We start from the raw sequence: 23,244 nt of genomic DNA on the forward strand, positions 1-23,244 counted from the left end.
CGATAAGAGGAAACCCATGAAGCGCTTTGTCATTCTGATCGTTGCCGTCGTGGCCGTTTCCGTCCTCTGGATGGCCGGCTGGTTCTATATCGCCGGGCAGGTTCGCGCCGAGATCGCCGCCCTGGCCCAGGCCGACGGCATCGTCCAGCCCCGGCTGACCTGCGAAAGTCTCGATGTCGGCGGCGCCCCGTTCTCCTTTTCGCCCCATTGCGAGGGCTCCCAGATCACCTCGGGCGATATCACGATCGATCTTGCCGACATCCGCGGCACGGCGCTGTTCTACAATCCCTTCCACATCCAGATCTTGGCCACCGGCCCGGCGCGGATGACCGACGCCTTCACCGGCGCAACCCAGGAATTGCGCTGGACCAACCTCCACGCCAGCCTGCGTCTCGATGACGGCTCGATCGAACGGCTTTCCGCCGTCGCCGACGATCTCGTCTATGCCGATATGCTGATGGGGGAAAACCTCATCGGCACCTCCGGCCATGCCGAACTCCACCTGATCGACGCCACCTCACCCGACGCCCCCGCCGGCTCGGGCCGCGTCTATGACGCCTATGCGGTGTTCGAGGATGTCGACAGCCAGCCCTACGAAATCGCCAACGGCCGCATGAGCGTGGACGCGCAGTTGACCGGCCTGCCCGATCCGGCGCTTTGGTCCGACCCGCAAGCCCTCGCCTTCTGGCAGGCGCTGGGCGGGCAGCTCACCCTGCGCGCGCTGGAGGCCACCGCCGATGGCCTTTCGCTCACCGCCGAGGGCCAGGCAAGCCTCTCGGACGCGGGCCTCGTCAACGCCAATCTCGACGTGGTCTCCCAAGGGGTGGCCGAGCGCATCGAAAATCTCGTCGGCGACCCGTCGCTGGCCGAAATCATCCTGGGCAGCCCCGACCAAGGCGGCGCCTCGCGCCAGAACCTCTCGGTCACCAACGGCACCGTCACCGTCGGCATCCTCCCCGTCGCCGCGCTACCGCCGCTGTTCTAGGTCGAGAATTCCGAGAGACAGTCGGTCAGCCGCAAACCTTCAGTCCAGTGCACGGCTTTCCATCCTGCCTCTATGGCGGCTGCGACGTTCGCCTCGGTATCGTCCACTAGGATCAACGCTTCAGGCGCCATCCCGCAGCCCAGCGCCGCTGCTTCGAAGAACGCATGATCCGGCTTTCTTGCTCCAACTTGCGAGGAATAGAAGATGCCGTCGACATGCTCTCCTAGGCCCAGGTCCTCCATCAGATATTTCGCACGCAGATGTTCTTGATTGGTGGCCAGAGAGACTGCGATCCCCTTGCTTCTGAGTTCCTCGCATTGGGCGAGCACGTCCTCATCGATCCGCGCGTCCATCGAAAACCAGTAGTCGATGAAGGCATCAACGGAGAGGGTGGGCGAAAGCTTCGGCAGGCAAGCCGTCAGCGCCTCGTGCAGACCTCGCCTACCTACTATGATCTCGCCCCAATACGGGGCGAAAAATTCGGACTGGAGCCTTTGGGGCACTACACCGAGATCGCGTTCGAGGTCTGTCGCCCAAGGCATTCCATCCGCCGGCCGCCCCTTGACGACCACGCCGTCCACATCAAGCATTACATGCAACATCGCACCTGCCTCTGGGGAAGCCTCAGCTATTTCCCATCCCCATGCGGGCGCCCGAAGTCGGGCGCTGCGGTTTCCTGCCCCGCTTCGATGATCGAGCGCCGGATGTCTCGCGTGCGGGTAAAGAGCGTTTCGAGCGCTTCCCCGTCCCCTACACGCACCGCCCGCTGAAGCACCGAAAGGTCCTCCAGAAACCGTCCCAGCATTTCGAGCACGGCATCGCGATTGGTCAGGAACACATCGCGCCACATCACCGGATCGGACGCCGCGATACGGGTGAAATCGCGGAAACCACCGGCCGAGAACTTGATGACTTCCGATTTGGTCACCGTTTCGAGATCGTCCGCCGTCCCAACGATATTGTAGGCGATAAGGTGCGGCACATGGCTTACGATGGCGACGACCAGATCATGGTGTTCGGCATCCATGACCTCAACATCCGAGCCCAGCCCCTTCCAGAACGCGGTGACCTTGTCGATCGCCGCTTCCGACGTCCCCTCGGGCGGGGTGAGGATGCACCAGCGGTTTTCAAAAAGGCTGGCAAACCCCGCCGCCGGCCCCGAATATTCTGTACCCGCCATCGGGTGCGCGGGAACGAAATCCACCCCCTCTGGCAGATGCGGCCCCACCGCCGTCAACACATGGCCCTTGACCGACCCCACGTCCGAAACGATCGCGCCGGGCTTGAGATGCGGCGCGATCTGCCGCGCCACCGCCTCGTACGACCCCACGGGCGAACAGAGGATCACCAGATCCGCCCCCTCGACCGCTTCTCCCGCATCGAGCGTATAGATGTCGCCCAGCCCCAAAGCCTTGGCCTCGTCGAGGGTCGTCTGCCGCCGCGTGGCAATCGCGATGGTCTGAACCAGCCCCGCCCGCCGCGCCGCGCGCGCAATCGATGAGCCGATGAGCCCGATGCCGATAAGGGCAAGTTTTTCGATCATTGCCGTTCCATGAAGTCTTTGAGGCAGTCGGCCACTGCTTCCATCGCTTCGGCGCTGCCGATCGAAATCCGCAGCCCGTTGGAAATCCCGTATCCGCCCATCTCGCGCACCACCAGCCCGCGCTCGAGCAGCGCCTTGTTAGCATCGGCCGCCGTATGGCCGGGAGTGTCGGGAAACAGCACAAGGATGAAATTGCCCTGGCTGGGCAACACCCGCAGCCGGTTCGACGCGATCCTGGCCGTCAGCCAGTCCCGCCACTTCTCGTTGTGCTCGCGCAGCGCCCTGGTGAACGTCAGATCGCGTGCAGCAGCCGTCGCAGCCACCTGTCCCAGCACCGAAACGTTGAACGGGCCGCGAATGCGGTTGATCGCATCGACCACATGGGCCGGCCCGTAGAGCCACCCCACCCGCGCCGCCGCCAATCCCATCTTGGAGAAGGTCCTCACCATAACGACGTTCTCGGATCGCTCCACCAGCGAAATCCCCACCCCGTAATCCTCCGCCGTCACATATTCAGCGTAGGCGGAATCGATCACCAGCAGCACATTGGCCGGCAGGCCCGCATGCAGCCTGTCGAGCTCCTCGGCGCTGAGATAGGTACCGGTGGGATTGTTGGGATTGGCGAGGAAGACGATTTTCGTCTTGGCGGTCACCGCCGCCAGAAGCGCATCCACATCGGCGGTAAAATCGGTTTCGGGCGCCACCACCGGGGTTCCACCCGCCGCTTGGGTCACGATCGGATAGACCATGAAGCCATATTGGCTCATCACCGCCTCGTCCCCATCCCCGATATAGGTCTGGGCCAGAAGGTGCAGCACTTCGTCCGAGCCGGCGCCCACCACGATCCGATCGGGATCGATACCATGCACCTCGCCCAGCGTCTCGCGCAGCATGCGCGACGACCCTTCGGGATAGATTTCGAGCTTTTCGGCCGCCGCCTTCACCGCCTCGACTGCCTTGGGGCTGGCCCCGAGCGGGGATTCATTGGCCGAAAGCTTGATGTCCTCGCCCGCCTTTTTCCCCGGCGCGCTCGACCGCCCCGGCACATAAGGGGCAATGGTCAAAATCCCCGGCTGCGGAACAGGTCTGTCGGTCATCGGTCGCATCGCTTGGCAAAATCAACAAAAAAGCCCCCCAGGGAGCCGCGCGGACCATAGTGAAACCAAAACCACAAGGCAATCGCGCGCTTAAAGGCTACCGCGCGCCGTCTGCGGCGCCAGTTCCGGGCTCGCCAGCGCCTTTTCGGCCCGCTTGCGCCGCGCCACCGCCGGAAACTGCTCCTTTTTTGCCTTGACGCAGGTCACCCCGGCAAAAGTAGGCCCGAAAAGCCGCCCGCTCTTCTCGAACACCCGCGCCCAGCGCAAAATCGCACCCGAATGGATCGGTGGCAGATAGAGGCAATCGCGCCAGGCTTCGGGCGTGAACGAATGATCGCGCAACAGCTTGTCGAGCTGTCCGCGCGAATAGGGCTGGCCATAGCCGAAGGGGTTGTTATCGAGCCCCGCCCACGGCCCGCGCCGGCGCGGCACCACAATCACCAGTTTGGCATTGGGCGCGCAGACGCGCCAAAGCTCGCGCATCATCTCTTCGGGATCGACCACATGCTCGAACCCATGGACGATGATCACCATATCCATCGCCGCATCGGTCAGCGGCATCTCCAGCGGATCGCAGAGCACCGTATGGGACGGCCCTTCGCGCGGCCAGCTCGAGGCCCCCTGCCGCGCCGGCATGAAGGCCAGAACCCGCTCGGCGCCCTTGAGCGCCCCGCGCAGATAGGGCGTGGCGAATCCCAGACCCAACAGCCGCAATCCGGTGACGTCCCCGGCCAGCGCGCTCACCTCCTGGCGGATCAAGCCCCGCGTCAGCCGCCCCAGCGGGGATTTATAGAATCGGATAAGGCCATCGACGTCGGGCGTCATCGGATCTCCTTGCCATCGCCCCTTATTTGGCCGCATCAAGCGCCCACGTCAAACCTTGCGCGCCGCCGCCCCGCGCCCTACCCTCGCGGGCAAAACATCTGGAGGCTCTTCCCATGCCGCTCGAAATCGCTCTCTTTCCCGCCCTCAGCGACAATTTCGGCTATCTCGTCCACGATACCGCCTCGGGCCGTGTCGCCGCCATCGACGCGCCCGACGAAGCGCCCATCGTGGCCGAACTGGAAAAGCGCGGCTGGACGCTGACCGATATCCTCATCACCCACCACCACGCCGACCACACCGACGCCATCGCCCCGCTCAAGCGCCGCTTCGACGCCCATGTGATCGGCCCGCGCGAAGAATCGGGCAGGATTTCCGGCCTCGATACCCTGGTGGGCGGCGGCGATACGGTGACGCTTGGCGAAACCGTGTTCGAGGTGATCGACGTTCCCGGACACACGCTGGGCCACATCGCCTTCTTCTCGCCGGCCGACAAGGTGCTGTTTTCCGCCGATGCGCTGTTCTCGCTGGGCGTGGGCCGCATGTTCGAGGGCGATGCCGAAGGGATGTGGAAAGGGCTCGAGCGCCTCAAGACGCTGCCGGGCGAAACGAGGATCTATTGCGGCCACGAATACACGCTCTCGAACGCCAAATTCGCCCTTTCGGTCGATCCCGAAAACGCCGCCCTCAAAACCCGCGCCAACGAGGTCCAGCGCCAGCGCGATGCGGGCGAACCCACCATCCCCGCAACCCTCTCCGATGAACTTGCCGCAAATCCCTTCCTGCGCGCCGACACCCCCGAACTGGCCCAGGCCATGAATCTTTCCGGCGCCCCCGCCTGGCAGGTCTTTGGCGCCCTGAGGAAAGCCAAGGACAATTTCTGAGATCCGCCGCTCCTTCGTCGGAGCTGAAGCATCCCGCCACCCTATCCTATCACTCCGGGACGTGTTCCCGGAGTTCGGCGGCAGCACCCGTCAAAGTCCTACAGCCTCTGCCGCAGCTCATCGATCCGCTGAATCTGCGCCTCCAGCTCGGATTTGAGCGCCAGCCGATCGGCGTCCGAATAGCGATTGACCGCCACGGTGCGCTCGAGCTCCTCTATGGCGCGGGTGAGCTTGGCGAGCGATGGGGCGGACATGAGCGGAACTCCAGGTTTGGTTTGCGCGTGCTTAGCACGCAGATCGGCAAAACACGAGCATCCCCGCTCCGTTCCCCGTGCCTCGGCCCTAGCCTCTTCCGACAAACGGCATTTGCGTAGCCATCACCGTCATGGTGAGCGTATTGGCTTCGAGCGGCAAGCTCGCCATGTAGCTCACCGCATTGGCGATGTGGCTGACATCGATCGTCGGCTCGATCCCGATCGAGCCGTCTGCCTGCAGGACACCGGTCGCCATGCGCGCGGTCATGTCGGTTCCAGCGTTGCCGATATCGATCTGGCCCACCGCAATGTTGAAGGGCCGTCCGTCGAGGGCCGCGGCCTTGGTCAGCCCGGTAATAGCGTGCTTGGTCGCCGCATAGGGCGCCGATTGCGGTCGCGGCGTGGTTGCCGAGATCGAGCCGTTGTTGATGATGCGCCCCCCCTGCGGTGTCTGGCTCTTGAAATGTTTGAAAGCCTGTTGCGTGCAGAAGAACGCGCCGGAAAGGTTGGCCGCGACCACCTGACCCCACTGATCCTGCGAAACCTCTTCCAGCGGTATCGAGGGCGCGTTCATGCCCGCGTTATTGACCAGCAGATCGAGGCGCCCCCATCGTTGGACGACCCGCTCGAACGCCGCCTGCACTGCGGATCTGTCCCCGATATCGACCGGCACCGGCAATATACCGTCCCCTGCCCGGTCGATCTCCGCCGCCGCGGCCTCCAGCACCTCCTTGCGCCGCCCGAACAAGGCAACCAGGAAACCGTCCTCGCCCAGGCGCCTGGCAATCGCCTTGCCGATCCCCGATCCGCCTCCGGTCACGATCGCCACTTTCATTTCGGCAACTCCCCGCCCAATTCGTCCTCGATATGGATTCTGATGATCTCGTCGAACGAGGATTCGGCGGCAAAGCCCAGCGACCTGGCCCGCGATGCATCGAAATCCTTGGCCCAGCCATCGACCATCTCGATGATCATCGGATCGGGCTCGCGCCGGATCAGGGCGACCGCCTTGTCGCCAGCGATCCGGCGCAGGGCCTCGATCTGCTCGCCGACCGTGGCCGAAAGCCCGGGCATGTTGAGATTGCGCCGTGTGCCCAGCGTTTCGGTGTCGATCTGCGCCGCATGGAGCAGGAACCCTACGGCCGCACGCGGACTGGCGTGCCAGTGTCGCGCGCTTTCATCGACCGGCAGCACCGCCTCTTGCCCCATAAGGGGCTCGCGCAGGATGGAGGAGAAAAAGCCCGACGCTGCCTTGTTGGGCTTGCCAGGCCTGATGCAGATGGTGGGAAGACGGATGCCGATACCGTCGAGAAAGCCCCGCCGCGAATAATCCGACAGCAGCAGCTCCCCGATCGCCTTCTGCGTACCGTAGCTGGTGCGGGGTGTCTGGAAGAATTCATCGCCGATCTTTTCGGGAAAAGGCGCGCCGAAAACGGCGATCGATGACGTAAAGACGAAACGCGGACAATAGGGTTGGACCCTTCCCGCCTGCCGGATCGCTTCGAAAAGGTGGCGCGTGCCGTCGAGATTGACCGCATAGCCCTTTTCGAAATCGAGCTCGGCCTCGCCCGAAACGATTGCCGCCAGATGGAAGATGATGTCCGGCCGGCTTGCGATCAGCGTTTCGGCCACCGCCGGATCGGAAATGTCGACCGCACGGGTTACGACCGCGATTCCATCGGCCACGACCGGCTCGGGGGCCACAACGTCGACGAGTTCGAGCCGCGATATCGGTTTGCCGGACAGGATCGGGTTCTTGATCAGTGCGTCCGCGAGCTTGCGCCCCACCATGCCGGCGGCGCCAATGATCAGGATATTCATGCTTGGACAGGGCCTCCCGAGCCTTCGCTGGATTTGCGGTCCGTGCTCTGACGGACCTTGAGTTCATAACCGACGTCGATGACGGCGGGATCGGGGCGCTCGCCTCTGTTGGCGGCGGCGATCATCTCGATGGCGCGGCGCCCCATTTCGTATCGTGGAGAGCGGACCGTCGAAAGGCTCGGCACGCTCGCTGCCGAATATTCGAGGTCGTTATAGCCCATGATACCCAGCTGTGCCGGCACACGGATCCGGCGCTTCTGACACTCGAACAGCGCGCCGAGCGCCATATCGTCATTGTTGCAAAACACCGCATCGGCATCGGGCACGAGACTCAGGAAATCGGCGAACATTTCGCTGCCGCGCGTCACCGATGAGGGCTGCGGAGAGGTATGAATCAGCGCCTCGTCATAGAGCCCGGCCTCCTGCATCACCTCGATATACCCATCCAGGCGTCGCTGGGCGCGCGGGTCCATGCGCGCGCCGATGAACCCGATACGGCGGTAACCCTTGCCGATCAGATGTCGCGCCGCCGCCCGCCCGCCCTCGCGATGGTCAAAGCCGACCATCATGTCGATGGGATCGGGCCCGATGTCCATGATCTGAACCACCGGACAGCCCAGGCTTGAAAGAATCGCGCGTGCCGCCTCCGATTGGTCGATACCGGCAACGATGAGGCCTGCCGGCCTTTGCGCCGCAAAGACCTTGAGCAGCATCTCCTCCATGCGCGCCGTATAGCGGGAATTGCCCAACTGCACCTGATAAGGCGTGCCTTCGACGGCCTCGTAGACCCCGCGCAGCACGTCGGCGAACACCTGGTTGGAAACCGAGGGAATGATGACCCCGATCGTGGAGGTCGTCGCCGATGCCAGAGCTCTGGCGGCCTGGTTCGGAGCATAGCCCAAGGCCTGCACCGCCTCGGCCACCCTCTCCCGGACCTTCTCGGAAACGACCTCCGGCGTGCGCAGCGCACGCGAAACGGTGATAACGCTAACATCAGCAGCGGCGGCTACATCTTTCAGCGTTACCGCCTTGTATGTATGGCGTTTTTTACTCATTCCCTCCCCCAGCCCGCGGAGCTATTTGATGCAGGGCCGTTGACAATGACATACGCTATCATTTAAGCCTTTGTCCAGCCGGGCCACGGGAGCAAAGTCCGGCGCATCGGAGTAGAGGCGTCAGCCCGGCTACCGAATGGGGAGGAATTTACGTGTCAAGCACGGTTCGGCCGGGCAGCGCCGGAAGAGCGTTGCCATGAACGCAGTCAAATCCGGAATTCTTCGGATCATCGAATTTGCCCTGGTGTTTCTTCTCGCGGGCATGGCGCTGATGGTGTTCGTCAACGTCGTGCTGCGCTACGGCTTCAATTCCGGCATCACCTTTTCCGAGGAGATGAGCCGCTATTTCTTCGTCTGGCTGACCTTTATCGGCGCTGTCGTGACCTTCGGCGAGAATTCCCATGTGGGGGTCGAGACGCTGGTGCGCAGGTTTGGCCGCGGCGGACGTCTCGTCTGCATGCTGCTCACCAACATCATCATTCTCATCTGCGCGGTGGTGTTCTTCCACGGCACCTGGGTTCAGCACCCGATCAACGCCTCGATGACTGCGGCCGTGGTCGGCATCTCCCTGATCTGGGTCTATGGCATCGGCTACATTTCGGCCGGCGGCATCGCCATCATCGCCATCGCCCGCATTTTCCGCATCCTGAGCGGCCGCGTGACCGACGAGGAAATCGCCCGCTTCGCCGGAGAGTATGAACCCCTCGAAAAGGCACAGGAGCGCGGCTGATGGTCATCGGCGTCTTTCTCGCCTCGCTCTTTGGTACCCTGGCGCTCGGGGTCCCCGTCGCATTTGCGCTGATGTTCACGGGCATCATCCTTATGGGCTACATGGGGATTTTCAACACCCAGATCGTCGCCCAGCAGATGATCACGGGAGCCAACACCTTCACCCTCCTGGCCATCCCCTTCTTCCTTCTGGCCGGTGAGTTGATGAACGCGGGCGGGCTTTCCAAACGCATCGTCGACTTCGCGATCGCCTGTGTCGGCCATATTCGCGGCGGCCTTGGCATCGTTGCCATCATCGCGGCGGTGATCATGGCGTCGCTGTCGGGTTCCGCCGCCGCCGATTCCGCTGCGCTGGCCGCCATCCTCATCCCGATGATGGCCAAGGCGGGCTATAACGTTCCACGGGCGGCGGGGCTGATGGCCGCCGGCGGCGTTATTGCCCCGGTGATCCCGCCCTCCATCGCCTTCATCATCTTCGGGGTGGCCGCCAACGTTTCGATCACCGGTCTGTTCATCGGCGGCATTGCGCCGGGCCTGCTCATGGCCCTCTCGCTCGTCCTCACCTGGCTCGTGGTCGCCAGGCGCGAAAAGGTCGATACCCTGCCCAAGCAATCCGGCCAGCAGCGCCTGAAGGCAACGCTCAACGCCGGCTGGGCCCTGCTCATGCCCGTCATTATCCTGGGGGGCATCCGCTTCGGCGTCTTCACGCCCACCGAGGCTGCGGTGGTTGCTGCCGTTTATGCGCTGTTTGTGGGTCTGTTCGTCTATCGCGAACTCAAGATCAAAGATCTTTACGGCGTGCTGCTCAATGCCGCCAAGATGACCGCCGTGGTCCTGTTCCTGGTGGCCGCTGCCCTGGTCACCTCCTGGCTGATCACCTCGGCCAACATTCCCGCCCAGGTGAGCGGGTTGATCGAACCTTTGATCGACAATCCCAGGCTGCTGATGGTGGTGATCATCGCGCTCGTTCTGGTGGTGGGCACGGTGCTCGATCTGGCGCCCACCATTCTCATTCTGTCTCCCGTGCTCATGCCTATCATCCGCATGGCCGGAATCGATCCCGTCTATTTCGGGGTCGTCTTCGTCATGACGACCTGCATCGGGCTCATTACCCCCCCTGTCGGCGTCGTGCTCAATGTGGTGAGCGGGGTCGCGCGCGTTCCCATGGGCCGGGTGATCGGAGGGGTTCTTCCCTTCCTGCTCGCCCAGGTGGCCGTTTTGTTTCTGCTCGTCATGTTTCCCGAACTGGTCACCGTTCCGCTCGAATGGCTGCGCTAGGCGGGCAATGTCCAATCAACCGTCCCGAGGAGGAGGACACATCATGACCCTTAAATCCACTATCGCGGCGGCTCTCGCCGCTACCATGATCGCCGGCATGGCCATGCCTGCCCAGGCCCAGATATCGGAGCGCACCATCCGCGTCTCCAACGGCGTCGCCGAAGACCACCCGGTCGGAGACGGCGTAGCCGCCATGCAGCAGTGCTTTGACGAAAGGACCGGCGGCGCCTGGACGCTGAACGCGTTCTGGAGTTCGGCGCTGGGCGACGACCTCCAGGCCACCCAGGCGCTGCGCTCGGGCACTCAGGAAATGGTCGTCACCTCGACCTCTCCCATCGTCGGCATCGTCCCCGCGCTCGGCGTCTTCGACCTGCCGTTCCTGTTTGCCAACGAGCAGGAAGCCGACGCCGTTCTCGACGGCGAGTTCGGCCAATACATCTCCGACATGATGCCCGAGGCCAACCTCATCAATCTCGCGTTCTGGGAAAACGGCTTCCGCAACCTCACCAATTCGGTGCGGCCGGTTGAGAGCCTTGAAGATTTCGAGGGCATGCGCGTCCGCGTCATGCAGAACAACATCTTCCTCGACACCTTCCAGACGCTGGGCACCAACGCTACCCCCATGGCCTTCGGCGAAGTGTTCACGGCGCTTGAAACCGGCGCCATCGACGCCCAGGAAAACCCCTATGTGACCATCGACACCTCGCAATTTTATGAGGTGCAGGACTATCTCTCCAACACCCGGCACGCCTATACCCCGTTCATGGTGCTGTTCTCCAAGCCGATCTGGGACAGCTATTCGGCCGAAGAACAGCAGATCCTCGTCGAATGCGCCGAAATCGGCCGCGACGTGCAGCGCGAGGCCAGCAGGGCCCTCTCCGATGAGTCGCTGGCTCGCATCCAGGAAGCCGGGATGCAGGTCAACGACATTCCCGAAGAGGAAATGGCCGAGATCCGCGAGGCCGTGCAGGGCGTCTACGAGCGCAACGCCGAGACCATCGGCCAGGAGGTCATCGACCGCATGATGGCCGCCCTGGAAGAAGTTCGCGCCCAATAATCTCTTCCCATGGGCGGAGCCGGTTTCCGGCCCCGCCCTCTTTCCCCCGGACGTCCCCGCCATGAAGATCACCGCAGTCGAAACGCTAAGGTTGGCCGAGTTCGCCAACATCGTCTGGGTGCTGATCAAAACCGACGAGGGCATCACCGGGCTCGGCGAGACCTTCATGGGCGCCGCCGCTGTCGAAGCCTATATTCACGAAACCGTCGCCCCCAAACTCGTCGGGCGCGATCCGTTGCAGATCGAAGCCATCAACCGCGACCTCATCGGCTATCTGGGCTGGCGCGGAGCCGGGGTTGAAACCCGTGGCAACTCCGCCGTCGACATCGCGCTTTGGGATATCTTCGGCAAGACCCTGGGCGTCCCCATTTCGGTGGCCCTGGGCGGCAAATCCCGCGATTCGATCCGCACTTACAACACCTGCGCCGGTTATCGCTACGTCCGCGACGCGCGCGCCCAGGCCGTGGCCAATTGGGGGCTCGGGGAAAGCACGCCCGGCCCTTACGAGGACCTCGACGCCTTCCTCAACCGCGCCGACGACCTCGCTCATTCCCTGCTTAAACAGGGCATCACCGGCATGAAGATCTGGCCCTTCGACATCGCCGCCGAGCGCACGCACGGGCTGGATATTTCCGCCGCCGAACTCAAGACCGCGCTGGCCCCCTTCGAACGCATCCGCAAAGCGGTGGGCGACAAAATGGACATCATGGTCGAGTTCCATTCGCTTTGGCGCCTGCCCGCCGCCCAGCGCATCGCCCGCGCGCTCGAGCCCTATGACACCTTCTGGCACGAAGATCCGGTGCGCATGGACAGCCTTGAAACCCTCAAGGCCTACGCCCCGCACTCCAAGGCCATGATCTGCGCTTCGGAAACCCTGGCCTACCCCCACGCCTTCCGCGATTATCTCGCGACCGGCGTTGCGGGCGTTGCCATGCTCGATCTCTCCTGGTGCGGTGGGCTTTCCGAAGCGCGCAAGATCGCCGCCCTCGCCGAAGCTCACCAGATTCCCGTCGCCCCGCACGACTGCACCGGCCCGGTCGTTTTCATGGCCTCCTGCCAGTTCTCGCTCCACGCCCGCAACGCCATGATCCAGGAATCGGTGAGGGCCTTCTATACCGGCTGGTACACCGAGCTGGTGACCGCCCTGCCCACCGTCGAGAACGGCGAGATTTCGCTCTCCGACGCGCCGGGGCTCGGGCTCGAACTTCTGCCTGAAGTCTTTGACCGCCCCGACGCGATCCATCGCCGCTCGACGGCAGATGGGGAGACGACATGACCGCTGCCAAACCCTCCATGGCGGCCATGTCTCCGGCCCGGATGGGCGTCCTGGTCATGCTGCTGGCCATGTTCCTGTTCTCGCTCAACGATGCCATGGGCAAATGGCTCGTCGCCACCTATTCGGTCGGGCAGGTTCTCCTGCTGCGTTCGGTCGTGGCGCTTGTCATCCTCCTGCCCTTCATGTGGAAGGCAGGCCTTTCCGCCCTGCGCAACGTCGAACGCCCCGGCCTGCAACTGGCCCGCGTGGTGTTTTCGACCGCCGAAGTCTTCTGCTTTTACTGGGCGGTCTATTTCCTGCCCCTGGCCGATGTCATGACCTATTGGCTCGCCGCCCCGATCTATGTGGCCGCCATGTCCCCGTTCCTGCTCAAGGAAAAGGTCGGCCCCATCCGCTGGGCCGCCATCGGGCTGGGGTTCGTGGGTGTCCTCGTCGCCCTCACCCCCTCGGGCGAGGTCAACCCGCTCGCCATCCTCGTCTCCATCATCGGCACGCTGGCCTTTGCGCTCATGGTCGTCACCGGCCGCACCCTGCGAGGCACGCCCGATACGGTGCTGGTCTTCTTCCAGATCGCCGGCGCGCTGGTCGCCGGCATCGTCCTCGCCCCCCAGAGCTGGGTCACCCCCACCGTGCCCGATTTCGTGCTCCTGGGCACGCTCGGCGTGGTCGCGATGCTGGCCCATATCTGCGTCAACCGGGCCGTCAAGCTGGCCGACGCCGCCGCCGTGGCGCCGCTGCAATATACGCTGCTGCCCTGGGCAATCATCCTTGGCTATCTCTTCTTCGGCGACCTGCCGCGCCCGCTGACCCTCATTGGCGCGGCGATCATCATCACCTCGAGCTTCATCATCTATCTCCGCGAGACCAGGGCACGGCGCGCCGCAGCCCTGTCCACTAGCGGATCTGGGGAAATTTCATGAAAAAACTGCGCTCCCGCGCCTGGTTCGACAACCCCGACAACCCCGACATGACAGCGCTCTATCTCGAGCGTTACATGAATTACGGCATCACCCGCGAAGAGCTCCAATCCGGCAAGCCGATCATCGGCATCGCCCAGACCGGCTCGGACCTCTCCCCCTGCAACCGCCACCATATGGTTCTGGCTCAGCGCGTGCGCGAAGGCATTCGCGAGGCGGGCGGCATCGCGTTTGAATTCCCCGTCCACCCCATTCAGGAAACCGGCAAGCGTCCCACAGCCGGGCTCGACCGGAACCTCGCCTATCTCGGCCTGGTCGAAGTCCTCTATGGCTATCCGCTCGATGGCGTCGTCCTCACCATCGGCTGCGACAAGACCACCCCCGCCATGCTCATGGGCGCGGCGACGGTCAATATCCCCGCCATCGCCCTTTCGGTGGGACCCATGCTCAATGGCTGGCACAACGGCCAGCGGACCGGCTCGGGCACCATCGTCTGGAAAGCCCGCGAGATGATGGCCGCCGGCGAGATCGGCTATGAGGAATTCATCGAGCTCGTCGCCTCGTCGGCCCCATCGGTGGGCTATTGCAACACCATGGGCACCGCCACCACCATGAACTCGCTGGCCGAAGCCCTGGGCATGCAGCTCCCCGGCTCGGCGGCCATCCCCGCCCCGCACAGGGACCGCGCCGCAATCGCCTGGCGCACCGGCAAGCGCATCGTCGAGATGGTTCACGAGGATCTCAAGCCCTCCGACATCCTCACCCGAGACAACTTTTTGAACGCCATCGCCGTCAACTCGGCCATCGGCGGCTCGACCAACGCGCCGGTCCACATCAACGCCATCGCGCGCCATATAGGCGTCGAACTCGGCATCGAAGATTGGCAGACCCACGGCCACCATATCCCCCTGCTTGTCAACCTCCAGCCCGCCGGCACCTATCTGGGCGAGGATTTCCACCGCGCCGGCGGCGTGCCCGCGGTCGTCAACGAATTGATGAAAAACGGCCTGATCCTGGAGAACGCCCCCACGGTCAACGGAAAGACCATCGGCGAGAACTGCCGCGCCACCCCGATCCTCGACCCCGACGTCATCCGCCCCTTCGACGCCCCGCTCACGCCGGACGCAGGCTTTATCGTGCTCAAGGGCAACCTTTTCGATAACGCCATCATGAAGACCTCGGTGATCTCCCCCGAATTCCGGGAGCGCTATCTCTCGAACCCCGACGATCCCGAAGCCTTCGAGGGCCGGGCGGTGGTCTTCGATGGCCCCGAGGATTATCACGAGCGCATCGACGACCCCGCGCTCGGGATCGATGAACACACCCTGCTTTTCATGCGCGGCGCCGGTCCCATCGGCTATCCGGGCGCCGCCGAAGTGGTCAACATGCGCCCGCCCGCCTATCTCATGAAAGAGGGCATCCATTCCCTGCCCTGCATCGGCGACGGAAGGCAGTCGGGCACCTCGGGCTCGCCCTCGATCCTCAACGCCTCTCCCGAAGCCGCCGCCGGCGGGGGATTGGCCCTGCTGCGCACCGGCGACCGCGTCCGCATCGACCTCAGGGCCGGCACGGCCAACATGCTCATCGATGAGGACGAACTCGCCCGCCGCCGCGTCGAGCTTGAAGCCAGGGGCGGCTACCCCTATCCCGACCATCAGACCCCCTGGCAGGAAATCCAGCGCTCCATGGTCGATCAACTCGGCAATGGCGCCGTCCTCAAACCCGCCGTCAACTACCAGCGCATCGCCCAGTCCAAAGGCGTGCCGCGCGATAATCACTAAGGTCCCCACTCCGCCCCCTTTTCTCCCTCTCCCTGCGGGGGAGGGTCGGGGTGAGGGGCCGAAACGGCAATCCACGCCGCCCTTCCTCACTTCCCCTGGCGTGAAGGTCCGGACCGAAGCGAGGGGTAAGGCCTTCCAGACGCGAAAGCATTGAACATGCCCACCCTTTTCGATCTCACCGGCAAACTCGCTCTCGTCACCGGCTCGTCGCGGGGCATCGGCTTTGCTCTCGCCCAGGGGCTGGCCGAACACGGCGCGAGCGTGGTTCTCAATGGCCGCGACCGGGACAAGGTCGAGGCAGCCGCCGACCGCCTGCGCCCGGCGGGGCACACCGCCCACGCCCTGCCGTTCGACGTCACCGATCCGTCCGCAGCCGAGGCCGCGATAAGTGCAATCGAAAGCGGGATCGGTCCCATCGATATTCTGATCAACAACGCCGGCATGCAGCATCGCGGCCCGCTGGAGGATTTTCCGCAAGACAAATGGGACGATCTTCTTAGGACCAACATCTCCTCGGTCTTTTATGTGACCCAGCCGGTCGCCCGCTTCATGATCGGGCGCGGCCGCGGACGCATCATCAACATCGCTTCGGCCATGTCCGAACTCGCTCGCCCCGGCGTCACTCCCTACACCGCGACAAAGGGTGCCATCCGCAACCTGACGCGCGGCATGGCCGCCGACTGGGCGAAGAAGGGCCTGCAGGTCAACGCCATCGCGCCGGGCTATTTCAAGACGCCGCTCAACAAGGCCCTGATCGAGGACAAAACCTTCTCCGCCTGGCTTGAAACCCGCACCCCCGCCGGCCGCTGGGGCGATCTCGACGAGCTCAAAGGCGCCGCCGTCTTCCTGGCCTCCGACGCCGCCAGCTTCGTCAACGGCCACACTCTCTATGTCGACGGCGGGCTCACGGTAACGGTCTAGCTACGCCCACATCTTCTTGCGGGAAGTCTTGCCGATCCCGGGATTGAAGCTGTTGGTGGGATCGAGCTCGCGATAGAAGGCCTCGAGCTGGGGCTGCGCACGATAGAGGTGCCCCACATTGTGCTCGGCCGGGTATTGTGCCCCGCGCCGGTCGAGAACCGCCAACATCTCCTGTTCGAGCGCATGGCAGTCCACACCCTTTTTGACCAGGTATTCCTGATGCAGCACGTGGCAGAAGAAGTGCCCGCAATAAATGGTGCGCTCGATTTGGCCGGCGATCGATAAGGGCAACGTTTCGAACCAAGCGGTCATGTTGCGCGGCAGCGCCACATCGAGCGCCAGGATGTCCTCGACGGTTCGTTTATGCGTGGCGCGGTAGCGGACCACCGATCCGCCCACCGCAAAGCGCTGCAGGAAAGCCGCCTCCCCTTCCTCCTTGGTACATTCGAAAAACCCGAACTCCCCCTTCGGCGTTCGGTTTTGGAGATAGTTGCGCGCTTCTGCGACGCCCTCGCCCCCCATCTTGAGCAGGAGATGGTGGGTAAACCGGTCGCGGTATTCGTTCATCCGCCTGGGTAGGTGTTCGGGCAGAAGGCGGGCCAGAAAGGTCAGCAGATGGTCGGAAACCGCCGACCCCAGGCCCAGCTTTTCGGTGATGCCGTCGAACCAGCTTTTGGCCGCGAAGGCCCTGAACACATTGTCGGTTCCGAACGCCTTGATGAAAAGGTAGAGGTCCTTTCCATAGACCTGTGCCGTCTCATAGGCGTCGCGGTGAATATATTCGCCCGCGATCGGAAGGTTTTCGAAACCCGAGAGAATATCGCAGCGAATCTGTGCCAGATCGTCGGGATCGTTGGCGCCGATATAAAAGACCGTCACGTCCTTGTCGGCTTCGAACGTGTCGAGCCTTACCGCAAACACCCCGATCCGTCCCGCCGAGCCCGACGCCTCGTAATGCCGCCTGGGATCGGCGTTGAACCGGGCTGGCGTGGGCGCGGATATGTCCCGCACATGTTCGCAATATTCCCGATCCGACGCCCATTGATTGGTGGCGTACGAGATATCGGCCTCCGAATAATCCCTGCCGTCGAGCCGCGCCAGGATCGTCTCTGGATCACCACCCAGCTCGATCCCGAGATGATTGACCAGGTGCAGGTCTCCTCGGGCGTCGATCTGTGCGAAGATGGCGAACTGGGTATAGGCCGGTCCGCGCCGGATCAGCGAGCCGCCCGAATTGTTGCACACCCCGCCGGTCACCGATGCGCCGATACAACTCGACCCGATCACGGAATGGGGTTCGCGTCCGATCGGCCGCAATGCCTTTTCCAACTTGTCCAGGGTTGCGCCCGGCAGGGCGATGACCTGCCGCCCGCCATCGATCAGGTCGATCCGGTCGATCCGCATGGTGTTGATGATGACGATGGGACGGTCGTACCCCTCACCGAATGGCGTCGAGCCTCCCGTCAGTCCCGTATTGGCCGCCTGAAAGATGACGATCACGTCGGCCGCCACGCACGCCTTGAGAACCCGCCATTGTTCGAGCAACGTTCCCGGCCGTACCGCCGCTAGAACCTCCCCATCGCCATAGCGGTACCCCTTGCGGAACCGCCGCGTGGCACGCTCGCCGACATGGACATGGGCGGGTCCAACTATGGAGCGAAAGGCTTCGATAAGATCATTCATGGTGCGATGGGCCAGCTTCATCCTCAAACCGGGTCTGATCGGACCTACCACATCCGGGTTTCAATGACAGCACGGCGAGAAGCATCGACATCCGTTCGCCGCGTTGAAGGATACACCGGTAGCGCACCCCGCGAGCGAGCAGGTCCAAAACCGACTTGAATGTCCGATATGACTGGTGATCCCGACAGGATTCGAACCTGTGACCCTCAGATTAGGAATCTGATGCTCTATCCTGCTGAGCTACGGGACCACGCGCAATCCGCTTAGCAAATCGGAGCGTAAAAGAAAACAGCACGCGCTCGCCTCAAAGAGTGGGTGCTTACGATTTCCCTCGCCGGTCTGGCTGGGAGCCGGTATCGCTACTGCAGCGCGATATCGACCCAGACCAGCCGGTGGTCGGAGGTTTGCGCATCGCCCTCTCCCAGCAGCGCCGCCAGGTCGTCATCGGTGGTGGGCCAGAAGATGCCTGCGCCAGTCACCGTCAGGTCGCTCGAGGGCAGCACATAGTCGGCGCGCATATTGCCCGATCCGCCCTCGCCGTCGAAAAAGTCCGCGGTGTCGAGCGCCGGATCACCGGTATGGTCGAGATTGGCGCCGCCATCGGCCTCCGAATCCTCGGGCCCGCCTTCGCTTCTAGGCTCAGGATCCTGCACGCGTTCTGTTGCCAGAAGTTGGGCTCCCACCTCGCGAATGCCGTCGCCATCGTTTTGGTCGAGGTTGAGATCGCCCACGATCACGAAGGACGCATCTGCGGCCAGGCCGCCCTCGGCCCCGGCATCGTCGGTCATGTAGCCTTCGCCATTCACATAATCGATCCAGAACCGCACCTCGTCGGCATTGCGCGTGCCGTTACGGTCCTCGGGCCCGTCGAAAACGGGCGGCGTGGGATGACTTGCCAGCAGGTGGATGGTCTGCTCCTCGATATCCACGGGCACGTCCCAATGGCTCTTGGACGAGAGCCGGAAGACCTCGAGAATCTCGTCGCTATAAAAAGACTCGCCGGTCTCAGGATCGACCGGCAGCCGCGCCTCGGGCATGTCGCGCCAGAGGAAATTCTGGAAGGTGCGCGCCTCGTCCTCAATGATGGGGAATTTCGAAAGGATCACCATGCCGTATTGGCCGGGAAACATGCCGAACCCGAAGGCATCGTCGGCCCCGCCGACTTCCCCGTCGGCGTTGAGATCGAGCCCGGAGGCGACACCGGTATTGACCGGCGCCGCAAAGGTCGCGACCGGCACCCAGGCCTCCGCCCCGTTCTGTCCCTGGCTCAGAAAATTTTCGACGAACAGCGACACCGCCTCCCCATCCTCGACATAGTCGAACTCGTTGATGAGGATAACGTCGGGATTGACCCGCTGGATGATCTCGGCCACCCGCGCCGGCTGCGTCGCCTCGGGATCACCCAGGTCGGCGACCAGCTGCCCTTCGGCGCCGCGATTGAGGGAAGCATTGAACGTTGCGATCCGGATCGATCCTTGCTCGGGCGCCTCCTGAGCAGCCAGCGGAGCGGCGCCCGCCAGGAGCGCGAGGATGGAACAGGTGAACAATCGCATCATGGTCTTCGCCTCCCCGGATTTTCTCAAGGCCCCGCCGGACCTCGGAACCGCAACACTGGTGGGTTTTAAAGACGGATATATGACAGCTCGATCCGCAGCATTCCGTTTCGGCCCCGCCGTCACAGCACCCCAAACCACCGCCATCGGCAACCGCATCCTCCCCCGCAAAGACAAGAACCTGCAACCGCCGCCCAAGCGCCTGTCGCAATCCCTTCCGTGCTCGAAACCCGCCGAGCCGCCTCTACCTCCTTTCAAACAGCACCGTCGGACCGGTCCCTCAACCTCACCGCCCGCCGACCCCTCAGGCCCGCCTCTCTCACGCCGCGTCGGCGAACCGCCTGCTGCCTTCGAGGTCCCACACCAGCGTCATCATCGCCAGGGGATCGCGCGGCGCTGCGAGCGAGAACAGCCGCGCGCCCAACCCGCTCAGCTTGCGAAACTTCTCGCGCGAATGATGGTCGACGATCAGGTCCTCGGCGGTTCCGGCCCAGCCGATCACGCCATTATCCTCGAGCGCATAAAGCCGTTCGGCCGCCATCGGCGCGCCCGCCTCGCCCACCAGCGTCATGGGGTAGCGGCGCCCCGAACGGCCCGTCCACAACAGAACGGCCGGCTCGGCTTTTTCCCTATCCGCAGTATTCGCAATCGAAATCATGGCCACCCTCGCAAAACGGCCCGCAATTGTCTTTGTCCCAAGCAGGGCCCGTCCCACCGTGCCCGGCTTGTTCAATCCTCCGTCCGGCCCGCGGTTCGGATAAGAACAAAATTAGAACAAAAATGCAGCCATTGTCAACCGGCTGCATGCGATATTTGTCTCACCACCGGCAGCGCTTGTCAATATATTGTGCCACAAGGGTGGTCGCGGCACTATCTATCGTATCTGCCGCACCAATCCGGGCAGATCAGAGGCCGCCGCCGATCTCGGCTTCCAGCGCGTCGAGCCGCTCGCGCAGCCGGGGCGAAATCGGCCGCGCCAGCCCCTTGCGCGCGTCTTGGAGCACCATGCGGTCGGTCTCGGTTTCGATGCGCGCGATCAGCGTCTTGAGGAATTCGTCCCCCGAAAGCCCCGGCATGATGGGCTCGAGAAATTTCGCCCGCGCCGTGCCGGGCCAGAGGATCAGGCTGTTGCGCCCCCAATAGAGTCCCGAGGTGAGCGCCACGGGCACCACCGGCACGCCGAGCGCCAGATACATCCGCACGATTCCGCTGCGATAGGCCGGCTCATCGAGCGGCGCGCGCCGCGTGCCTTCGGGGAAGATGATCACCCGGCAGCCGCGCTCCAGCGCGCCGCGCGCATGCTCCATCATGGCCGGCAGCGCGTCCTTGCCCCGCTTGCGGTCCACAGGGATCGTGTCGATCCACTTGGCCGCCCAGCCAAAGAGCGGAATGTCGAGCAATTCCTTTTTCGCGATGAAGGCGGGATGGCCCACATAGGGCAGGATGGCAAAGATATCCCAGTCCGACTGGTGCTTCGAACCGATGATCGCCCCGCCTTCGGGAATGTTTTCCGCTCCCGACACTTCGGTGCGGATGCCGACGATCCAGCGCAGGAAGAAAAGGTTCGCGCTGTTCCAATATTGCGCGATTCCCCAGCCGGCATGCTTGAGGTTGGGCGTCAATTTCGCCATCAGCCCCACAACGATCGCCAGCGGGATCGTGTGGACGAAGAACACCAGATAGAACACCAGCGAGCGGATGGCCTGGAGGATCATTGGTTCATCTTCTAGCGTTTTGAGTTTCAGGTCAGGGCGCGGCGAAAATGGTGATCCGCTGGAACCGGAGCGGAGCGTACAAAAAAGTACGTGAGCACCGGAAGCGCGGCGGATCGCCATTTGCAGCCCGCCATCACCTGAAAATCAATGCGCTAGGATATTTGCGAGAGGAAGCGCCTCACCGTCAACCGCGAGGTGATGGCGGTGAGCCCGGCGATCACCAGAACTACGCCCACGATCCCCAGTATTCCCGAGATCCCGAGCGCGAACTGGCCGAAGAGGATTCCCAGTTGCGCGCTCGATTGCTCGGGCACGACGGTGCTCATCGCCATGCCGGCGATGATGAAGAAGACGATCGCCGCCAGCCCGCCGGCGATCCCGCCCTTGAGCCCCAACAGCAGGAACCGCCCCTGGAATTCTCCGGCGATGAACCGGTTCGAGGCGCCGATGAAATGGAGCACGTCGACGATTTCCCGGTTGGTCGACATCGTCCCGCGCGTCGCGAACACGATGGCGAGCGCGGTCGCCACAAGGATGAGCGCCAGCACCAGAATGCCCGAAACCACGATGGTTCCCGCCATGGTGTTGAGCTGCACCCGCCAGGCGGCGTGGGTTTCCAGCGTCGCGCCGGGGATTGCGGAGATCTCGCTTTCGAGCCGCGCGATATCGGCGGCATTGGGGTCGGAAAGCTGCACGATCACCAGCCGGGGCACCGAAAGGTCGGAAAGGTCCAGCCCCGGCCCCAGCCAGGGTTCGAGCAGCGCTTCGCTTTCCTCGATCGAAAGCACCCGCGCGCTCGCCACCCCCGGCACCGCTTCTGACAGCGATACGGCCAGCCGCAGGTTGGATTCGATCACTTCCCCGTCGAGCGGGCGGATCTGGATGGTCAGCTCGCGCCCCACCTCGGCCGACCAGCCCATTGCCGATTTCTGCACCAGCAGCACGCCCCCGAAGGTGACGCAGGATAGAAACGTCATGATGCCGATCAGAAGCATCAGCGTGCGCCCGGCCACCGATTGCGCCGGCACGATGGGGTTGGGCCGCGGAAAGCGGAGCTTGAGCCCCTCACTCATGGATGGTCAGCTCCCCGTCGTTCAAGAGCATGCGCGGATAGTCGAACTTGTCGAGCAGGTTCACCTCGTGGGTGGCGAGGATGATCGTCGTCCCCATCTTGTTGAGCTGCTCGAACAGATGCAGCAGCCGCTCGGAAAGCTCGGGATCCACATTGCCCGTCGGCTCGTCCGCCAGAAGGATGTCGGGATTGCCGATCACCGCCCGCGCGATCGCCGCGCGTTGTTTTTCCCCGCCCGAGAGCACCGCCGGGTGGGCATCCATCCGGTCGCCCAACCCCACCCAGTCGAGCAGTTCCTCGACATTTCCGCGATAGCTCGCCTCGGTCTGCCCGCGCACGCGCAGGGGCAGCGCCACATTCTCGAAGGTCGTCAGGTGATCGAGCAACCTGAACTCCTGGAACACGATGCCGATATGGCGCCGCATCTGCAAAAGCCGGTCCCGGTCGAGCGCGGTGACGTCCTCGCCGAACATCGAAACCGATCCGCGCGTGGGCTTGAGCGAGAGCAGCAACAGCCGCAAAAGCGAGGTCTTGCCCGATCCCGAGGGCCCGGTCAGAAAGTGAAAGGAGCCCGGCGAGATCGAAAAGGTCAGGTCCTTCAAAATTTCCGGACCGTGGCCATATCTGAGCCCCACATTTTCGAAAGCGATCAAACCGCTCGTCTCCGCGAATCAACAAAGCGTTTCCAGCAAAAGTGGATACCACTTTTGCGCCCCCCAACGCGACAGCAAGGGCCCCGATCATTGAGGCGTTTGTGTGAACGGGGCGATGACTGCCGGTGATGATCGGCCACCATCGCGT

At 63.5% G+C, this 23,244-nt stretch carries 23 protein-coding genes and 1 tRNA gene; 9 read left to right on the forward strand and 15 right to left on the reverse strand.

All coding sequences use genetic code 11. The annotated features are described in order from the left end of the window. Positions 1-16: 16 nt before the first annotated feature. Entirely contained in the window at positions 17-985 is a 969-nt protein-coding gene (locus NO932_RS17380; RefSeq protein ID WP_309208649.1) for a DUF2125 domain-containing protein, read from the forward strand. On the opposite strand, the gene NO932_RS17385 is transcribed toward NO932_RS17380, so the two are convergent. The 4 genes from NO932_RS17385 to NO932_RS17400 form a co-directional block, all read right to left on the reverse strand. After that, positions 982-1,575: an HAD-IA family hydrolase gene (locus NO932_RS17385; protein ID WP_309208650.1), complete on the reverse strand. Its 594-nt coding sequence runs from the start codon at positions 1,573-1,575 to the stop codon at positions 982-984. The two genes, NO932_RS17380 and NO932_RS17385, sit on opposite strands and share 4 nt — an antisense overlap. A gap of 38 nt (positions 1,576-1,613) precedes the next feature. After that, positions 1,614-2,528: a prephenate/arogenate dehydrogenase family protein gene (locus NO932_RS17390; RefSeq protein WP_309208651.1), complete on the reverse strand. Its 915-nt coding sequence runs from the start codon at positions 2,526-2,528 to the stop codon at positions 1,614-1,616. Then, positions 2,525-3,625: a histidinol-phosphate transaminase gene (hisC, locus tag NO932_RS17395; protein ID WP_309208652.1), complete on the reverse strand. Its 1,101-nt coding sequence runs from the start codon at positions 3,623-3,625 to the stop codon at positions 2,525-2,527. The genes NO932_RS17390 and hisC overlap by 4 nt, the downstream gene beginning before the upstream one ends. Positions 3,626-3,715: 90 nt before the next feature. Next, complete coding sequence (locus tag NO932_RS17400; RefSeq protein ID WP_309208654.1) at positions 3,716-4,450, reverse strand: methyltransferase domain-containing protein; 735 nt, start codon at positions 4,448-4,450, stop codon at positions 3,716-3,718. A 113-nt stretch (positions 4,451-4,563) separates the two neighbouring features. On the opposite strand from NO932_RS17400, the gene gloB reads away from it, so the two are divergent. Then, entirely contained in the window at positions 4,564-5,331 is a 768-nt protein-coding gene (gene gloB, locus NO932_RS17405) for a hydroxyacylglutathione hydrolase (protein ID WP_309208656.1), read from the forward strand. 98 nt (positions 5,332-5,429) lie between these two features. Here the strand turns inward: gloB and NO932_RS17410 are convergent, their stop codons facing one another. The 4 genes from NO932_RS17410 to NO932_RS17425 all read right to left on the reverse strand — a co-directional run bounded on the left by NO932_RS17410 (position 5,430) and on the right by NO932_RS17425 (position 8,461). Continuing rightward, on the reverse strand, positions 5,430-5,585 hold the full coding sequence (locus tag NO932_RS17410; protein WP_309159856.1) for a hypothetical protein: 156 nt from the start codon (positions 5,583-5,585) through the stop codon (positions 5,430-5,432). Positions 5,586-5,673: 88 nt separating this feature from the next. Further along, on the reverse strand, positions 5,674-6,420 hold the full coding sequence (locus NO932_RS17415) for an SDR family oxidoreductase (RefSeq protein ID WP_309208657.1): 747 nt from the start codon (positions 6,418-6,420) through the stop codon (positions 5,674-5,676). Beyond that, on the reverse strand, positions 6,417-7,406 hold the full coding sequence (gene denD, locus NO932_RS17420) for a D-erythronate dehydrogenase (RefSeq protein WP_309208658.1): 990 nt from the start codon (positions 7,404-7,406) through the stop codon (positions 6,417-6,419). The genes NO932_RS17415 and denD overlap by 4 nt, the downstream gene beginning before the upstream one ends. Next, positions 7,403-8,461: a LacI family DNA-binding transcriptional regulator gene (locus tag NO932_RS17425; protein WP_309208659.1), complete on the reverse strand. Its 1,059-nt coding sequence runs from the start codon at positions 8,459-8,461 to the stop codon at positions 7,403-7,405. The genes denD and NO932_RS17425 overlap by 4 nt, the downstream gene beginning before the upstream one ends. Positions 8,462-8,657: 196 nt before the next feature. On the opposite strand from NO932_RS17425, the gene NO932_RS17430 reads away from it, so the two are divergent. From NO932_RS17430 to NO932_RS17460, 7 genes are all read left to right on the forward strand, one after another. Beyond that, positions 8,658-9,191, forward strand: coding sequence for a TRAP transporter small permease (locus tag NO932_RS17430; protein WP_309208661.1), 534 nt, complete (start codon positions 8,658-8,660; stop codon positions 9,189-9,191). After that, on the forward strand, positions 9,191-10,468 hold the full coding sequence (locus NO932_RS17435; RefSeq protein WP_309208663.1) for a TRAP transporter large permease subunit: 1,278 nt from the start codon (positions 9,191-9,193) through the stop codon (positions 10,466-10,468). Before NO932_RS17430 ends, NO932_RS17435 begins: the two co-directional genes overlap by 1 nt. Before the next feature lie 43 nt (positions 10,469-10,511). Beyond that, entirely contained in the window at positions 10,512-11,525 is a 1,014-nt protein-coding gene (locus NO932_RS17440; protein ID WP_309208664.1) for a TRAP transporter substrate-binding protein, read from the forward strand. A gap of 61 nt (positions 11,526-11,586) precedes the next feature. Then, positions 11,587-12,801, forward strand: a complete 1,215-nt coding sequence (locus tag NO932_RS17445) for a mandelate racemase/muconate lactonizing enzyme family protein (protein ID WP_309208665.1) — start codon at positions 11,587-11,589, stop codon at positions 12,799-12,801. Continuing rightward, entirely contained in the window at positions 12,798-13,721 is a 924-nt protein-coding gene (locus NO932_RS17450) for a DMT family transporter (protein WP_309208666.1), read from the forward strand. Before NO932_RS17445 ends, NO932_RS17450 begins: the two co-directional genes overlap by 4 nt. Further along, positions 13,718-15,499: an IlvD/Edd family dehydratase gene (locus tag NO932_RS17455; protein ID WP_309208667.1), complete on the forward strand. Its 1,782-nt coding sequence runs from the start codon at positions 13,718-13,720 to the stop codon at positions 15,497-15,499. The genes NO932_RS17450 and NO932_RS17455 overlap by 4 nt, the downstream gene beginning before the upstream one ends. Before the next feature lie 150 nt (positions 15,500-15,649). Next, positions 15,650-16,420 (forward strand): SDR family oxidoreductase, encoded by a 771-nt coding sequence (locus NO932_RS17460; protein WP_309208668.1) that lies wholly within the window; start codon positions 15,650-15,652, stop codon positions 16,418-16,420. Here NO932_RS17460 and dld read toward each other — a convergent pair whose 3' ends face one another. The 7 genes from dld to ftsE all read right to left on the reverse strand — a co-directional run bounded on the left by dld (position 16,421) and on the right by ftsE (position 23,096). Further along, positions 16,421-18,103, reverse strand: coding sequence for a D-lactate dehydrogenase (gene dld, locus NO932_RS17465; protein WP_309208670.1), 1,683 nt, complete (start codon positions 18,101-18,103; stop codon positions 16,421-16,423). Between the two features lie 173 nt (positions 18,104-18,276). Continuing rightward, positions 18,277-18,353: transfer RNA gene (locus NO932_RS17470), tRNA-Arg, on the reverse strand. A 109-nt stretch (positions 18,354-18,462) separates the two neighbouring features. Next, positions 18,463-19,659 (reverse strand): endonuclease/exonuclease/phosphatase family protein, encoded by a 1,197-nt coding sequence (locus NO932_RS17475; RefSeq protein ID WP_309208671.1) that lies wholly within the window; start codon positions 19,657-19,659, stop codon positions 18,463-18,465. A 316-nt stretch (positions 19,660-19,975) separates the two neighbouring features. After that, positions 19,976-20,314, reverse strand: coding sequence for a hypothetical protein (locus tag NO932_RS17480; protein ID WP_309208672.1), 339 nt, complete (start codon positions 20,312-20,314; stop codon positions 19,976-19,978). A gap of 247 nt (positions 20,315-20,561) precedes the next feature. After that, complete coding sequence (locus tag NO932_RS17485) at positions 20,562-21,371, reverse strand: lysophospholipid acyltransferase family protein (protein ID WP_309208673.1); 810 nt, start codon at positions 21,369-21,371, stop codon at positions 20,562-20,564. Between the two features lie 152 nt (positions 21,372-21,523). Next, positions 21,524-22,444 carry an ABC transporter permease gene (locus NO932_RS17490; protein ID WP_309208674.1) on the reverse strand — a complete coding sequence of 307 codons (921 nt, stop codon included), beginning with the start codon at positions 22,442-22,444 and terminating at the stop codon, positions 21,524-21,526. Beyond that, positions 22,437-23,096: a cell division ATP-binding protein FtsE gene (gene ftsE, locus NO932_RS17495; protein WP_309159838.1), complete on the reverse strand. Its 660-nt coding sequence runs from the start codon at positions 23,094-23,096 to the stop codon at positions 22,437-22,439. The genes NO932_RS17490 and ftsE overlap by 8 nt, the downstream gene beginning before the upstream one ends. Positions 23,097-23,244 lie beyond the last annotated feature (148 nt).

This window comes from Pelagibacterium sp. 26DY04 (assembly GCF_031202305.1).
GTDB lineage: Bacteria > Pseudomonadota > Alphaproteobacteria > Rhizobiales > Devosiaceae > Pelagibacterium.